Source organism: Rossellomorea marisflavi (genome assembly GCF_001274775.1).
Lineage (GTDB): Bacteria > Bacillota > Bacilli > Bacillales > Bacillaceae_B > Rossellomorea > Rossellomorea marisflavi.
The window spans coordinates 23,684-39,748 of sequence record NZ_LGUE01000006.1 but is presented as its reverse complement, the minus strand read 5'-3'; the positions used below and the strand labels follow the sequence as shown (position 1 = coordinate 39,748).

13 protein-coding genes are annotated in these 16,065 nt (G+C 32.7%); 1 reads left to right on the top strand and 12 read right to left on the bottom strand.

Annotated elements, in window-relative coordinates:
* Positions 1 to 14: 14 nt before the first annotated feature.
* A complete protein-coding gene (locus tag AF331_RS17945) occupies positions 15 to 977 on the bottom strand; it encodes an ROK family glucokinase (RefSeq protein ID WP_053429438.1) in 963 nt (320 codons plus the stop codon).
* A 471-nt stretch (positions 978 to 1,448) separates the two neighbouring features.
* Between AF331_RS17945 and AF331_RS17940 the strand changes: the two genes are divergently transcribed.
* Positions 1,449 to 1,826 carry a PH domain-containing protein gene (locus tag AF331_RS17940; RefSeq protein WP_053429437.1) on the top strand — a complete coding sequence of 126 codons (378 nt, stop codon included), beginning with the start codon at positions 1,449 to 1,451 and terminating at the stop codon, positions 1,824 to 1,826.
* 582 nt (positions 1,827 to 2,408) lie between these two features.
* On the opposite strand, the gene AF331_RS17935 is transcribed toward AF331_RS17940, so the two are convergent.
* The 11 genes from AF331_RS17935 to AF331_RS17885 all read right to left on the bottom strand — a co-directional run bounded on the left by AF331_RS17935 (position 2,409) and on the right by AF331_RS17885 (position 15,986).
* The gene (locus tag AF331_RS17935) at positions 2,409 to 3,077 is read right to left on the bottom strand and encodes a RipA family octameric membrane protein (protein WP_053429436.1); all 669 of its coding nucleotides are present in this window, start codon (positions 3,075 to 3,077) and stop codon (positions 2,409 to 2,411) included.
* A gap of 141 nt (positions 3,078 to 3,218) precedes the next feature.
* On the bottom strand, positions 3,219 to 3,983 hold the full coding sequence (locus tag AF331_RS17930; protein ID WP_053429435.1) for a hypothetical protein: 765 nt from the start codon (positions 3,981 to 3,983) through the stop codon (positions 3,219 to 3,221).
* Positions 3,984 to 4,815: 832 nt separating this feature from the next.
* Complete coding sequence (locus AF331_RS17925; protein ID WP_152915699.1) at positions 4,816 to 5,835, bottom strand: PDDEXK family nuclease; 1,020 nt, start codon at positions 5,833 to 5,835, stop codon at positions 4,816 to 4,818.
* Positions 5,836 to 5,840: 5 nt separating this feature from the next.
* Positions 5,841 to 6,395, bottom strand: a complete 555-nt coding sequence (locus AF331_RS17920; RefSeq protein WP_235576434.1) for a restriction endonuclease — start codon at positions 6,393 to 6,395, stop codon at positions 5,841 to 5,843.
* Positions 6,396 to 7,219: 824 nt separating this feature from the next.
* Positions 7,220 to 9,100 carry an ATP-binding protein gene (locus AF331_RS17915; protein ID WP_053429433.1) on the bottom strand — a complete coding sequence of 627 codons (1,881 nt, stop codon included), beginning with the start codon at positions 9,098 to 9,100 and terminating at the stop codon, positions 7,220 to 7,222.
* Positions 9,087 to 10,106 (bottom strand): SIR2 family protein, encoded by a 1,020-nt coding sequence (locus AF331_RS17910; protein ID WP_200908261.1) that lies wholly within the window; start codon positions 10,104 to 10,106, stop codon positions 9,087 to 9,089. Before AF331_RS17910 ends, AF331_RS17915 begins: the two co-directional genes overlap by 14 nt.
* A 986-nt stretch (positions 10,107 to 11,092) precedes the next feature.
* A complete protein-coding gene (locus AF331_RS17905; RefSeq protein WP_053429432.1) occupies positions 11,093 to 11,893 on the bottom strand; it encodes a DUF6602 domain-containing protein in 801 nt (266 codons plus the stop codon).
* Between the two features lie 426 nt (positions 11,894 to 12,319).
* On the bottom strand, positions 12,320 to 12,793 hold the full coding sequence (locus AF331_RS17900; RefSeq protein ID WP_053429431.1) for a hypothetical protein: 474 nt from the start codon (positions 12,791 to 12,793) through the stop codon (positions 12,320 to 12,322).
* 268 nt (positions 12,794 to 13,061) lie between these two features.
* Positions 13,062 to 14,171: a phospholipase D-like domain-containing protein gene (locus AF331_RS17895; RefSeq protein ID WP_053429430.1), complete on the bottom strand. Its 1,110-nt coding sequence runs from the start codon at positions 14,169 to 14,171 to the stop codon at positions 13,062 to 13,064.
* Positions 14,172 to 14,833: 662 nt separating this feature from the next.
* Complete coding sequence (locus AF331_RS17890; RefSeq protein WP_082347043.1) at positions 14,834 to 15,481, bottom strand: tyrosine-type recombinase/integrase; 648 nt, start codon at positions 15,479 to 15,481, stop codon at positions 14,834 to 14,836.
* A 19-nt stretch (positions 15,482 to 15,500) separates the two neighbouring features.
* Positions 15,501 to 15,986, bottom strand: a complete 486-nt coding sequence (locus AF331_RS17885; protein WP_053429428.1) for a tyrosine-type recombinase/integrase — start codon at positions 15,984 to 15,986, stop codon at positions 15,501 to 15,503.
* Positions 15,987 to 16,065 lie beyond the last annotated feature (79 nt).

The following is a 16,065-nucleotide window of genomic DNA, read 5'->3' as shown; positions in this document are numbered from 1 at the left end:
CTGCACGGATGATGTTATTTTTGCCGAGTCACCAATGAACCTGCACCAATCACACCTGCGTCATTTCCAAGCTGAGCCAGTTTCAACTTCGTGCTTGTCCGGATGGACGGGAAGGCGAACTGTTGGAAATATTTCTCTACCCCTTCCAAGAGCATGTCTCCCGCTGCCGAAACACCGCCGCCGATGACAATGGTCTCAGGGTTGAGAAGATTCCCGATGTTCGCACATGCAAGTCCAAGATAGAAGAAGAATTTATCGGCTACAATCACTGCGAGAGCATCGCCGGCTTTTGCCTGATCAAAGATGGTCTTGGCCGTCAATTCCTGTCCGTCATCAATCAATTCCTTTAATTCGGAATCACCAGCGTATTCCTCAGACAGATCCCTGGCGAGACGGACGACACCTGTCGCACTTGCCACGGTTTCCAAGCAGCCATGATTCCCACACGTACAAAGGTACCCTTCAGGCTCGACGATCATATGACCGATTTCCCCTGCAGCCCCCACGTTTCCGTGAAGAAGATTCTCTTCTGCAATGATGCCACCGCCGACACCCGTACCGAGGGTCACGAACACTACATCCTTGCCGTTTTCACCGGCACCTTTCCATCCTTCGCCCAATGCCGCAACGTTCGCATCATTGTCGATATAAAGAGGAATCCCTGTACCCGCTTCGATCATCTGTCTAACCGGTATAAGGGTGCTCCAATTCAAATTATACGCTCCGATGACGGTTCCATTTTCCCGATCTACCGTCCCTGGAGAGCCCATGCCGATCCCCAAGAAAGTATCAGCGCTCAACCCGTATAATTCCAAATGGTGATTAATCGACTCAATGATCTGTGGCACAATCTGTTTCCCATCGTTCCGGATATCCGTCCCGATGCTCCACTTCTGTTGAATCTCACCATCTTCAGTCATAATAGCAAATTTAACGGTGGTTCCACCTAAATCGATTCCCAATAGTTTTTTCATCATTTTCCCTTCCTTTTGTGAACATTTGAACGAATGGATTCACCCATGTCGAATGACGGGAATCCTTGAAGTCAATTCCGTTCTTTTTAGTTGTATAAACGCGTATGCCTGTTTATGAAAATGCTTTCATATTATCAGACAAGATAGCTCTTAGTTAAGTATATTTTGTTTGGGGTTCGGTATCAACTATTTGAAACATTTGGTTGTGGGGTCAACATCTTCTCTCTAAGTTAATTTCTTTATTTATAGTTGAAAGCCCTACTCCTGGTTTTTGACTTCGCCCACTACCAATCAGGAATTTCTCCTTTACGATTATTTTTTCTTCGGAGATTTAACCTTCAAGAGATTGATAAATGAGGGAAAGCAAGTTGGGTAGCCTTTTACTTTAGCTTCCAGTATAGTTGAATCAGGGACTTTTTTTATCCTCAATTAATTTCATGTATGATTTAATCTCACTATTTAGGAGGAACATGTATGGGTTTAATGAGTGGATTAATGGGTAATGCTTCAAATGTAAATAAGGAAGAGGTTAAAGAGGAGCTCAATAATATATTAGCAGACAATGAAGAAGTTGAATCTGCTTTTAAATTGGTAAGAGATCTTATTGTCTTTACCGACAAAAGGCTCCTTATGGTTGATAAGCAAGGACTCACTGGTAAAAAAGTAGACTATCATTCTGTTCCTTATAAAAGCATTTCACACTTTAGCATCGAAACAGCAGGTACCTTTGATTTGGATGCTGAACTAAAGATTTGGATTTCTGGTGCACAACAGCCAGCTATTTCTAAACAGTTCAAAAAAGATAAATGCATCTATGATATCCAGAAAATATTAGTACACATGTGCCTTTAAGATTGATTGGATTTTTAATAGCCCTAGCATTAGGGCTATTTTTTTTTACGCTTTAAACCTCATATCCTCTCACTAGATTCCCTCAAACTTACTCATATATCCATGTTAGCAGATGCTCAGGTTGAATTATTGTACATTATAGTGAATCTGCTCCACCGATGACATCACAAAAATAAACGTATACCTATAAGTAACCAAAGAAAAAGAGGCTTCTCAAAAATTTGAGAAGCCTCTAATTAAAAGGAGAAATGTTAGCAAGATATAAGCAAACCACTCTCACCTTACCAACAAACTCTTATTTATCAAGGTGTTGAAAGGGAGATTACATCATGCCGCCCCTAAGGTGAGAGTGTGTAATATCTTTAACCTGGTGAGTGTAGAGATGTGTTATTATTTTTTACTGGATTGCGTTAGCAAATTGTTAGCAATTTGCAAGCGTGATTAACGACCACGAAATTTCAACTTGCTATTAACGAACCAAATAGAAACGTAAAGTGGTTTCGAATTTCATTTTATAAAGAATAGTATCGTTGCACTGTTCAGCAAATTAATATACTACCTCTTTCTAGGATACCATTCATATTATTTTTCATAAAAGTTTTTTCTTTCCACGAATACGAGTCTATCATACTTACGTCTATCTAAGTTTTTAGAAGACTTCCCAAAAATCAACATACATATAATATAAATAAATGTATATCCACCAACTAAAACCATATTGAACCCCTTAAAAGGCTCCGTTATTTCAAAATACGAACTTACGGATTTAATGCAAAAAATCAACCAAATTCCAGATAAAAATAAACTAAGTAACTGATTGATTTTAGAAACCGAAAAAGGATATTCAGATGCTAAGTTCATTAGTTTTGCGTGCCTCATATTGACTGCTGTCTTATATAGTGGACCAACAACTTCATCTTCCAATAAGTCTACGTGTCTTTCCCAGTTATTCTGCCAGAATTTACTCCCTCTGTTTACCAAATACCAACTGAAAGTAAACACAAATCCAATACATGATACAAAGAATATAACATCAGCAGAAACATTGGTCCCACTGGTTAAAGCAAAGTATCCTGCAAAGGCTACTCCAATAAAAGTCCAAAAGTAAGTTGCTCTCTTCCAGTAAAGTTCAATTTCAAATTTCCTTATATCTAATGATAGTTCTAATGCTTTTTCCGGTTTTTCAAATGCCGCTATGTACTTCTCTTTATCATAGTAAACTTTTTTATGCTCTCTAGAACGTTTACTCATATGTTATTAAAAACCTCCAGGTTATATGTACTTCCAAATACATAATTTTACACATACTGTAAAATCTCTTCAGAATTTTAACTTTTAAAACATGACCATATCTTTTCAAGTTGTTTAATTGTATATGAGAGCTGTTTTCTATTATTCTTTAAATTTCATATTGAGAACAGGTAAGTCAAAATTTATTAAATCTTCTGTTTTTAATAAAATTGAACCTTCAGTTAAGCTACCTATGTTTTCTATAATCGCTTTTTCTTCATCTTTATTTAAGATTACAATTCTAAATTCATTTTGGTGCTTGAATCCATGATCTTTAAAGAAAAACAAACTAATATCTTGATTTGCGAAAGCTTCCAACCTTCTTTGTTGATTTATGTTGGTATCAATATATTCAACAAATCTACCGCTATAATCATATCCATTTTGGTTGAATGATTTCTCCAGTTGTTCTGAAAAGTGAGGTGGAGAGATAACTAAAGCATGAGTGCCAAATTCAGAACGCATCTTATTAATTAGGTCATTTGTGAAGTTAATCTTTAATTTTACTTCTGTCTCTGATTCCTCATATATTTCTAGCATATCCACAGTCACTGCAAACAAACAAAAAACAGGTTTATATAAGGCATCTTCATATCTAAAATTTGCTTTTCTAGCTTTTGTTTTAGCAACTAACTGTTCTGTTCCTGGTATATAAAAGGATAATTCTACATCGTTAATTACGTTTAGGGTTTCAAGTTTATCCCCCATACCAGGAATTCCTGTTTTCTCTTCTAAATCAACAAAAAACTTTAGATTATTCATATAAAGATTACCCTGTTGTAGTGATATAAGGTTATCAATATTATCACTAAACTTAATAAACATTACCGGCTGATTACCGAAAAATTCTTTTATTCTTTTGTCCATATATTCTCCTTTTGTTATTACTGATTCCTAAACAGTAATATTTTTAAGTTTATTTTAGATTAATATAAATCATTTTTTTCAAACTTCCAACATTTTCAAAATAATGCTCTGTAATCTGGTATAATTTCTGAAATCAATCACCTATAATCAATAACCTTTCCTTACTTTCCATTCTTTCATTAAAGAAGATATTTACTGCCTAGTAGAAGTCTAATATGAAAAGACGGTCTCTTATCGTAATTGCCTCCTAAATATCCACTTTTTAATGTAGAGTATAAAATTTATTTCTTTGTATAACTAAAATTAAAATAACCTAAGTTGCTCTGATGCACATGTTGTTTTGGTCTTTTTATGTTTACAATGAGGGCACCAAGTACCATTTTTAATGTTGTTGGCATTTGCCTTCCAGTTATGTCCGCTAGAGCACTCCCATAACAAATGAGAACCGTTATTTATATACTCTGTTGAAAGACATCTCCCCCCTCGTTCTTTAGCAATGTAGTGCATTTCTTCTATTTTAAGACTACGTTTTCCCACTTTCTTTTTTAGAACAAATCTCACACCATGTCCCTTGTTTTATCATATCAGGAGCAGCATCCCACTCATGTCCCTTTGCACACCGCCATCTTAACTTGGTTTTATTATTAATATACGCGATCGAGAGGCATAAACCATTTCTGTCTCTAGCGATTTGATCCATTTCTTCTATTGTTAGTTTATGGCTTCCGTTACAAGTCGAACACCATTGTCCGTTCTTAACATCATTAGGTCGCATCTCCCATTGATGCCCATATTCACATTCCCAGAGTAATTTAGTTTTATTGTTATGATATCATTTAGAAAGCAATTTTCCACTTCGATCTTTAGCAAGATCTGAAAGTTCTTTTATCATGGGTGACTTTCGATAAAATCTCTTATAATGAAAATCTTTTACTTCGACAATTGGTTTTATTCCAACATCATTTAGCTTGTTAAAAATAAAGGTTACTAGGTCAGTATCGTCTGTGATGGTATAGGGAACGACAATCAATTTAATTCCTTTTTCATTACATAGATGATGTTTCTGTTCATCATACTTTTTTCTTTTTAAGAATTCATCATATGTTCTATGAAAAAACTCTATATATTCATAATGCTGAACGCCATTATATTCGAAGGCTACTTCTAACTCACTGTTATATCCATCCAACTCCAACCCATTTAACACTTTCTTCGTGCTCTTAAACCGTTTGCCTGTAAGCTGTTCTAGTATATACCGGCATTTGTTTTCATTAAGATAAAAATGACAATGAGGACACCAATGACCATTTTTCACGTCATTAGCTTTCATATCAAATGTATGTTCATTTGTACATTCCCAAGTAAGCTTTTGGTGAGCATGAATGTATTGATCAGATAGACACTTACCATCTTTGGAGACTGCAATTTCTCTCATTTCTTCAATCGTATTCCTTCTTTTCTCTGCACCCCTAAGCCGGCCACAAATAGAACAAAAGCCTCCATTATTAATAGACCTCATTACTCCTGAGTACGATGCTGTAAAAGAATGGCCTTTTTTACAAATCCATTCAAGCGGAGTCATATTGTTTACATACTCCGTAGAAATACATTTACCACCATACTTTGCTGCCAACTCACACATTTGTTCTATGCTTTTTTTCACGTTTCCCGAACATTTTCTACACCATTGACCGTATCTTATCTTTGCTGGCATAGCTTCCCATCTATGACCTTCTGAACATTCCCATTGTATTTTGGTTTGACTGTTCACATATTTTTCTGATAAACACTTCCCTCCACGAGACGAAGCTAGTAAATGCATATCTTCAATAGTTAGTTTTTTAGTTACCACAAGGTTCACCCCATTATCCTACTGAACCCTCTATCAACTTTGTTTTCTTGTACCATCCAATTCATTAGTTGCTTACGATCAATCAACCGTACCTGGTTTGAATTAGCTAGTTTTCTAGCTTGTTCGGTAAAAAAGCTATTAGTAACCACCCAGCACTCATCCGCTTTGTAATGACTTTTTGCTGAAGCTATTTCTTGTACAGCCTTTACTCCAACATTTTTCTTATATCTCTTAGCTTGGACAATAATTTTCTTGCCTTTTGCTGATAAAATAAGGTCAGCTCCGTAATCACCACTTGCTGGTGTTAATTGCACATAATAGCCTTTCGCTTTTAACAAGGCCAGTAGATATTCTTCAAACTTCCTTCCTGACATTTTATCAACTTCTAAAATACCTGATTTTCCGAGTTTTTGTTCTCTAAGCAAATTAACTATTAACGCAACTAAGAGGAGACCACCAAAAAATACCATTATTCCAAATGTTAATAAAGGGTCGACAGCTAACATAGACCAAAGTAAGTCTAGTCCCATTTTAAAACCTTCAAAGAAACCGATATCCATATCTATCTCCTATTATTTTATTTATATTGAAAACATCCAAAACTTTACATATATTTTTATTATATCAGACAATCAAGGCCCATCTATCAATCTTTTTAAAGACAATGGGTTCCCTTACAACTTTTTAACCTATTAGAACTTAAAATATCTATATTATTTTTTCAACAATATGTTAAAGTAAAACCACCATTATTTCCTGTTCTCTCAGCTTTTTAACTTTAGTACACTTTTTTTAATGTTTGTAAATTGGAACTCTGCTGCGAAGTATGAGTCTACTACCTATTACAAGAATTAATCTGTAAGCGTGTACCTGAGAGAATGTGTGAACATATAACACAAAAAGGCTTCTCAAAAGTTGGATCAACTTTTGAGAAGCCTCTTTTATGTTTACCTTATGTTAGCAATTTATTAGCAAAATCACAAACCCTTATATACCAAGGGGTTGTGCGGTCATCACATCATGCCGCTCCTAGGTGAGGGGGGTAATATCTTACACTCTGTATGATATAAGTGCGGTAATTCGATTTTTGAGTTTATTACTGTAACATCCTTAACGGGGATTTACTTCTTTTCACTGGATTGCGTTAGCAATTTCTTTTCAAAGCTTTTCATGCGAATTTATGTGGCGAAAAATAGCTAGTTATTACTTATAATTAATCAACTATTTAGAAACGATGTCAATTTACAAATTATCTATGAATTAGGAGGATGGTTCCACTGTCTCATAACATAAAAAGATCTTAATTGGCACTTATATAATCGCCCCAGTAACTCTAAGAAACTAAGTATCTCTTCTAAATTAGCTCCGGCAAACTTTCTAATTATTATGGTCTCCTCCACAAATCAGTAAGCTTAATATCATCACTCGTTGGACGAAGCAACTCCTCTTTATCAATTTTCACGAACACTGGAACGCTCATTGCATTCCCTGTAATAATTGCTTCACCTTGGCCGAGACATGGTATCATCTGATAGGAACTTTTATCAAGTGTAGGCATAGTATTTTCAAGCATTCTTAAATCCTGCTCATTAACTAAGCGATGAATCAAATAGTTATGTGTTTGAGAAAGAATAGTTGGAGAAATATCAGCTGGTCTTTGGCTGGATAAAGTAAGGTAAAACCCGAACTTCCGACCTTCTTTGATAATTTCTTCAAAGACAGACAGTCTATAATCTTGCCAATCATCTCCATTATTTCTATACTCAGAATTTAATATATTATGAGCTTCATCAATAATTAAGTGTTTCGTCTGATGAACACTTTTTCCAGAAACTAATGATTTTTGCTCATCGTAAATCATCTTAGATAACAACATAGGAATTAATCGAGTAATCTCTTGATTTGAATGAACAAGCGATATAACATTCATCATTTTATAGTCTTCAATAGCTCTTTCTTTAACTTCTATAACCTTTTCTAGACTTTGTAAAGAAGAAATAATTCTGTTAAATAAGGGATTTAAGTGTTCTCGATTTACTTTTCCCCATGCAGTCCTATGGACTTTTTGGAATTCTAGAAACATTTGTAATTGATGAATTGGTGTACTCCTCAAACTATTAAATAGTTTTTTTAATTCTTCTGAGATTTTCGAAATTCCTGATTTCCCCAGTTTTTCTGGTGTAATTCCCTCATTCGAACCACTGTTAAACCATATTTCCGGTGTATCAATTTTATAATTTCCATTGATTTGTCTAATTTGATCCAGCTCAGAAAAAAGATCTTTATTTCTTAGATATTTTTTTGCTGTATCTACCCAATCCTGAAAACTATCTTGGTTGGTAGAAGAACCCGATGTTAGTATTTTTTTTAGAGTTCCTGTAGTATATGCCCCAAAATCAAAATGAGCTGTTAAGAGTTTTTCATTAAATTCTTTTATTGAACTTCTTAGAAACGGTACTTGTGTTGCGGGTCTGGCATCAAAGAGTATCGCTAATATGTCAGCATCAAATATATATTTTCTTTCAACCGGTAACTTTCTACCCCTGATTGAATCTCGCGTGTTAATTTCATATATTTCTTTATTTTCTATTTCAACTCCAAAAATCCCTTTTCTTGTTGAATCATCACTATTCGTAGATGAATATTCTCCATTAAAATCCATTACGAAAAATTGGGATTTTTGTTTTATTTGCTCATAAAAATCCGATCTGAAAAGTTCCAAGTATAATTTATGCAATGTATTAGACTTACCACTTCCGGTATTTCCAAATATACCTATATGGGATGCAAAGAACTTATTTATTGATAATTGAATTGGTTGATTTTCTAAAATTGATTTTCCGAGTTTTATTGTTGGTTCATTATTTTCAATTCCATAAATAATTTTCAACTCATCTAAAGTTGTCAAAGTGACCTCATTACCAATCATAGGTACGTACTGACTTGTCACCTTAAATTTTCCTGCTTCAATTACTCCTTTGGTTTTCAAAGAAATAATTCTATTTATTGAGTTTTTTGAATATCTATTATCAAATTCAGAACTTTTAATAGAATTTTGTTGATCAATCACTTTCTCAATTGAAACAGTTGCAATAATTTTAATCTCATTTTGATTAATAGTTAGGTAAGCACCAATTTTAGGGCCTGTCAATATCTCCCCATACCAGATGAATTCTGCATCATTTGACATGCTGTACATTCCAACTTGCGATACATCACCTTCAACAGAAGTAATTACTCCTAGGGTTTTCTTAGGACTTTCCATCTTTTAAGTCCTCCATACTTGTTCCACTCAATATACTAGTTAAGTTTGTTAAGTCAAAACTATACCAGTCTTCACCTTCATTAACCGTGTTCTTTGTTTTATACTCTTCACGAAAATTTTCTGGAGTTAAAATAGTAAAATTACTTCGTTCAGCACTCAATTCTAAATTCTCTAAATAGGTTTCTCTATCACTATCAGTGAACCCAAAAGCGTACACCATTAATTCTGGATTTTGAATTGCTCTTTTAATCATCTTTGCAATATGTTTATCTTGAAACGAAAAGCCAATCACAAACAAAACGGATTGTGGTTTATCTAACTCTAGTTGAAATACTCTTAGCATCTCATGAAAATGATTATTGTAAAAAGTATCTTGTTCTTCATACCCTGTAGGTTTAACAATAACTGAAGAATCAATAACACTATTTCTAATTAATACAGAATCCCCAACTTTTTCCCAATTCATAGAACCATGAGGCTTTATTAAGGTCAAAGAAGGTATTTCATTTGTATAGTTATCATTCAGCCCCTTATACGAAACTGTTCGATTATAGTTTGAGCCATCAAGCTTTCTATCAAAATAACCACTAGCACCATCATTAAATATAAATCTATAGTTTTGTAGGACATTGTCAGAAGCTTTCTCAATAAATAAATCATAGTTTGTTGTAAACAGATTGGCAGTACGGGGTGTCTGCCTTGAATTTGACAAGTTAAGTATATCTATTATCTTTGAAATGAAATTAGTGTAATTATTCAAAGTGATACAAATTGATGATCTATATTCTGAAGCTTGTCCCAATAAATCTTCGCTTACTCTTTTAACTGTTTCAGCTAATATTGTATTTCTATTTTCATAATCCTCTGCCTGAATCATTCCCATCAAAGGTATTGCAGGATAAGAAGTGCCTGAACCAATCAAAAAATTCAGCTGTTTTGTAATTGCTAATTTTCTAAGATATTTTACTATTAGATCTTTGCTATTATTCATTTGTTCGTCAATCATAAAATCCTCCAATCTAAGTATTTATTACCATCATTATACAAAACATTTCAATTCATTGATTAGAATACAAAAAGAGAAGACAGTAACTATTTTTCTATGTTACTTAAAAGCTATAAAAATCAATACTTAGAGAATTGCAAATGTCCTATTAGGTCTCTATATTCTTTTCTTACTGGTTTTTACTGGATATTTCAAAGTATTCTTTTCTATTTTCTTAAATTCTTCCTCTTACAGAAATCTACTATTCTGAATAGATTCAACAGCCCAATCTCTTCACTAGTTCTCCACTAATAGTTTATTGCTTCTAGAGAAGATATGGTAATCCCTAAATCTTTTCATTTTCGAGAAGACTCCATCTCTATACTCAACGATTCTTGGATTAGGTCTTTCAAATTAATACCACCTAATTCTTGTTGAGTTTTTGTAAATATATTCTATTTTACCATTTGTTTCAAAGAAGAATACTAAAATTAGTGAATCCGCTGTAGAAAAACATATACAAATCATATTAGTCTAAAGTTAAAGAGCTAGAAAAGAAGCTTCAGTTTAATTGAGACAATTTAGGATACAGTTGCTTCACTTTTAAATTATAAAAAACAAAAAGGCCTCATTGGATTACTTCCAAGAGGTCTTTTTTCGGCGATGATTATTACACCATCCCGTCCTTAAGATGAGAGTGTGTAAGTAATAACTTACACGCTGTGTAAAGAAAATGCGTTTTATCAAGGTTTTGTTAAATTATTTCTGTATCATCTTTAACCTTACACTGGATTGCGTTACCAAAATGTTACCACTTTTTTATTAAGGGTATTTTTATGTTAATAACTAACCTGTATAACTAAAAATTATGTAGCGGAATTTCTCTACATTCTCTATATTATTTTTTAGTTTTACTTTCCATAAAAATTCACCTATAGCAAATACCACGCAATCTTTTTCATCAACAGCATACTCATAATTAAGGGTCGAATAATGTCTGTAACTCCTTATTCCCTAATAAAAACCTCTTTACCTATTAGTCTATGTCGTTCCTTTGTTCCTTCAATAGGGTATAAAAACTCAAAATATTGCCTTGTAAGTGCCTCCGGAATTATATTTTCATAAATTACTTCTAATAGATTTGAGATGAAATACCCAAATGCTAGCCCTTCTCCTGTTGAATTCCCCTGGATACTTCTCATTGATAAATCATAAAAGCTGAAACATGGCTTTTGGTTTATATCTGGATTACCTGATCTCCAAAACCTCATAAAATATTCACTATTAAAAGCAATATGGTTGATGTACCCTTCTGATACTTTTAAGATATTGGCTAAATTTTCATCACTGAAATCATGGTTAAAATTAACGTTAGTGTCAAAACCAAATATCCCATTAAATATTTCCTTATTACCAACAACCTTTCCATTATAAACCGCTTTTTGGATTGCTCCTTTACTAGAATTAGAAAGATTGTCAGTTGTAGTCCTGGACTTAACTTCAATTATGCCCAGAACACTTTCAGGCATTATAATTACAAAATCACCTTCTTCAAATAATTTAGGATAAGAATTTCTGTAAACAATAATATCTATTTGTTTCGTAATTTTGCCCTCTCGATTTCTTACAAATCCTGTTCCAACACCTATGCCTTCTGGTAGAATTTTTTTTAAGTAATTCATCAAAATTATTTCTCTATATCTTCCATTTTCCCCATTGTGAACATTCTCAATAAAGTATTCAACTCTATCTTTTATGGCAGAAAATTCATCAGCTATTGATTTTTGATATTTAGAATTTCTATTCATAGTGTTTTTCCTTTCTTTTAGGAATTTTTATAGGCCTGTCAGTGCAGGGTTTAACTATAATGCATTTTATAATAGAGAACTTTTACACTACTTTTCTGATACGACGCTCCGATTAATCTGTATATCTTCGATTAACGAATTTTCCTCATATTTTTTCTTTGAGTTTTACTGTTCTTAAAGAATTGATATATTAAGAAAATAGATAAGGTCATAATAATAATTATATTTAATCCGTCAAAAATTCCGAATAATTTAAAGTAGCTACAGAATGCTTTACTAGAAAGAAAAAACCAAATCAAGCAGCCATACAAGCTTAATAAAATGTTTATCCTGCTAACAGAAAATGAATATCGTCCATATAGTTTTTTTAAACTCATTTGTTTCTGATACAGCGATAGTAGTTTTATATAATGTTCGAAGAATTGATTAAATTAGTTTTTTCTTTAATTCATTTTCATTTTTAATATATTTATCTATTAAAACCCAAATATTTTGAACATTTTTATCAGCTACCCATGTGTATGAATCAACTTGTATATCATATTCTTTTTCCAAAATACTTGCACACCAAAAAACATATTCATTACAATGTGACCTTAATTGTTCTGAAAATTTATTTTCTTTATTCAAATTTAACCATATGAATATTTTATGATTTAATAATTTCCATTTCATTTCTTGCCTTTGTTCCATTTCGATAATTTCAATGCTTTTCCTACCTATATCTAGCACACTTGTAATATGAAGAAATAACTCGTTGTGCATTTTCCTTCTCTCTTCCAAGACTACTGAAATTCTCCGGTCTTTCTTTTTTGCTTTATTCGAAATAATAGAATTATAAACAAGTAACAATAACGTTCCTACTGAAACACCTAGAGTTGTGTAGTCAATCCATGTCATATTTTCCACCCCTAAATTTTATAAACTTTCATTAATCTCAATGCTATTAATGACTAAATATTAAATGGCTGAAAGACATTGTAATTCAATCAAACTTTTGAATAAGTTTTTATTAAGAAAGATCCTCACATCATCCACCTGTATGTATGTTAATTGAATTTAGGCGAAATAGTGAATATGTGTAGGATTTGTACAGAGTTCCTTATAGTTTATTTATAATTTAATATAAAAAATCCTACTAATTAGCCATATTCCACCCTTCAGCCCTTTATAAAGAAATGAATCGTTCTATATATTTTCTAGAAAGCTCAGGTGCCTCTAACCAACTAAATATTGAGAACTCCGATTGGAATTCTATGAACTCCGTTGCAAAAAAAGTGTTTATCCATTGTACTCTTAAATAATATAAACAGTCCAAAATAGTCTGGAATTTATCAAATAGAAGCTCTTCTTGCAATAGATAGTTTTTACCTTCAAGTAAAATACTTGTTCTCCAAAAAAATGATTTCACTTCTTCCCGTGCATTTCTATAATCTTCTATAAAATCAAAAAAGGAATTTGTCTCACTTCCCATTTGATAGCTGATATTAGCAAGTCTATCTATTTTGTTTTCTATCTCATCTAACAAATAATTTAATATCATCTTACTATCATCATCAAATAAACATCTACGCTCAACGAATTCTTTTAATTGATCGTTGATGGTTTTGAAAAAATTATTGAATCTTCCCACATAATCACTGACATCATATGTGTCCTTTGGTAAGTCTTCCTCTGTGATGCTTTTACCTTCACTAGCCCACCTATAAATATCCCTAACAGAACTTATCTCCTTTTCTGCTTCTTGATAGATCAGTAAGAATGTAGCTATTACCGGACCAATTGGGTCAGTGAAATAAGGTACTGTTCCAAGATGAGCATATTTAAAAACAGATTTCTCTATCTGTCGAATAGGTTCTATTTCCTTTATGATTACTCCAGATTCAAAGTTATTTCTTGTATTTCCTGTTGCATTAGCACTACCTATGTATATCCTTCTTCCGTTTGAAATAATTTTTGAGTGATTCGTGTTACTATAAAAAAATTGAATATAGGGGTTGATCTCTAATGTCTTTTTAATAAGGTGATTTATTCTGGCTCTTTCTTTTTGGTCATAGTTAAATACATTAAATATGACTCTTATATCATTTATATAATCAATTTTCTCTACAAGTAATTGATTTAATTCTTTGTCTACAGAGTAACTAAATGAAGTAATGTATAAATGGTCTCCATTTTTTAAATCATCAAACACTTGTTTGAAATTTTCAATGCCACTAGATAATACTACTTCACCATGTTGAAAAGGAACAGGTTGATGGTTTTCTTTGCTTATCATTATATAAATCCTCCAAAAAAAATGAGCAGAGACTTGCTCTGCCCTTGTGAAAGTGTTTTTCCTTCAAAATCATAAAACCAATTGTATCCGTGCAATTCGAACTAACAAACTCTTTAATATTTCTGGTGTATGAGGGAACAAGAATATATTAACTTTCCAAACCTATTTCATTGCTTAGATGTGTAATTCTTCCGATTGTAGAAATTAAAAGTGCCTATATCCTTAATAACTTGGATAATCACTTAGGATTGAATAGTCATCTCAATCTCCTCGATTAATTCCTTATTAAGAATGTTAACCAATAAATACATCTTACCTAAACCGAGATATTAATTCTTGATTTTCTTATAATATAATTTGAGATGAAACTAATTCCCGACAATCGATTAGAATTATATAGGGTATATACCCGATTGTATATATCTTCCACTTATATTTCTACAGTTTCTTATGATATTTTACAATTTCGGAATTTTTTGATGTAATTTGTAAAATAAATAATAAAAGACACCCAAAATGGGTGTCCAGGCTGTCGATACAGCCTGAGAAGCTTAAGTAGCGTTAGTTAAGCTTCTCTTCAACAGCCGCTAGAAATAGAACTACTAAAATCATAAAAATATATTGGAATGTACCTTCATACCCTCCTGTTTTGTCACCACAATCTAATCATTATCTTTCTCATTATTTGCATAGGGATGAAGAGTAATTTTCAGATCTAGATATTCAGGTCCTAAAAAGTTGATGATGGTTTCAATGCTCTTATAACCCAATAGATTCATTACTACATCTAGTGACACGCCGGACTTAACAAGCAAGGTTGCATGTGTTTTCCTTAAATCATGAAAATTAATTCTGCGAATATTAGCCTTATCAACTAATCTATTAAATCTAGCACGAACAGTTGATGGCCTTTGTAGTCCACCTTCTTTTTTAGGAAAAACAAGATTAAGTTTATCATCATATTGATCACCTTTCTCTTCCTTCATTAATTGCTGTTCTTCTTTGTGTTTTTTTAACTCAGGCAACAATTGTGAAGGGATCATGACTTTTCGATAATCACTTCTTATTTCCACAATGTTCTGTTCCCCACCTACTCCAGCATCCACGATATTCTTAACTATTATCGTTTGATTGTTAAAATCAATATCACTCCATGATAAAGCCAAAATTTCTTCTAATCGTAATCCTGTAGAAATTTCAAATTTATACATCACACCTTCACCTGCGGAGTAAGCTACTTCAAGTAACTTTTCTATCTCTGATTTACTCAAAATTACTGGAATACGATTTGGAGCTTTTACCATGTTCATAAAGCGAATAGGATTTTTATCAAGATAACCTTTTTTTCACAGCCGAACGAAACAAAGTAAATAAAAAGGAATGAATGCTACCAATTGTACTTTTCGAATATCCTTCATGGTCTTTTTGAATAAACAATTCAGCAATTTCATGTGCAGTAATTTCCTGAAGGTACTTATCACCAAAATAAGGAACAATATGCTTGTTTATTAATGCTTGTCGCACTTTGAAAGTCTGGTGTTTAATCCCATGTGCATGTTCTCCATAAAACCACTCTTGTATGTATTCACGAAAAAGGATTTTTGTTGGCTGTTGCTCTTTTGGTACTGTTTCCATTAGAATACTTAAATCACTTTTAGCGCTTCTAAGTTCATCAAGAAACTTATCGGCTTCTTCACTGGTAGGAAAAAACTTTTGCTTCATATAGCGTTTGTCAGTTTTAGAATCTAACCTTTCATCGTAAATCACTGCATACCTAGTTTTCTTTTCATTTTCAATTACTACTGACTTAGCCATCCTTTTACCTCCAATTTTTTAAGTATGTATGGAATCTATCAAGAACTTTCATTTCACATACATATTAGTTTTAATTTTA

Excerpts from the sequence above, each read along its gene's own strand:
- AF331_RS17895 (WP_053429430.1), bottom strand. The coding sequence starts at position 14,171 with ATGATAAGCAAAGAAAACCATCAACCTGTTCCTTTTCAACATGGTGAA.
- AF331_RS17940 (WP_053429437.1), top strand. The coding sequence starts at position 1,449 with ATGGGTTTAATGAGTGGATTAATGGGTAATGCTTCAAATGTAAATAAG.
- AF331_RS17920 (WP_235576434.1), bottom strand. The coding sequence starts at position 6,395 with ATGGATATCGGTTTCTTTGAAGGTTTTAAAATGGGACTAGACTTACTT.
- AF331_RS17945 (WP_053429438.1), bottom strand. The coding sequence starts at position 977 with ATGATGAAAAAACTATTGGGAATCGATTTAGGTGGAACCACCGTTAAA.
- AF331_RS17890 (WP_082347043.1), bottom strand. The coding sequence starts at position 15,481 with ATGAACATGGTAAAAGCTCCAAATCGTATTCCAGTAATTTTGAGTAAA.
- AF331_RS17900 (WP_053429431.1), bottom strand. The coding sequence starts at position 12,793 with ATGACATGGATTGACTACACAACTCTAGGTGTTTCAGTAGGAACGTTA.
- AF331_RS17915 (WP_053429433.1), bottom strand. The coding sequence starts at position 9,100 with ATGGAAAGTCCTAAGAAAACCCTAGGAGTAATTACTTCTGTTGAAGGT.
- AF331_RS17930 (WP_053429435.1), bottom strand. The coding sequence starts at position 3,983 with ATGGACAAAAGAATAAAAGAATTTTTCGGTAATCAGCCGGTAATGTTT.
- AF331_RS17935 (WP_053429436.1), bottom strand. The coding sequence starts at position 3,077 with ATGAGTAAACGTTCTAGAGAGCATAAAAAAGTTTACTATGATAAAGAG.
- AF331_RS17885 (WP_053429428.1), bottom strand. The coding sequence starts at position 15,986 with ATGGCTAAGTCAGTAGTAATTGAAAATGAAAAGAAAACTAGGTATGCA.
- AF331_RS17905 (WP_053429432.1), bottom strand. The coding sequence starts at position 11,893 with ATGAATAGAAATTCTAAATATCAAAAATCAATAGCTGATGAATTTTCT.
- AF331_RS17910 (WP_200908261.1), bottom strand. The coding sequence starts at position 10,106 with ATGATTGACGAACAAATGAATAATAGCAAAGATCTAATAGTAAAATAT.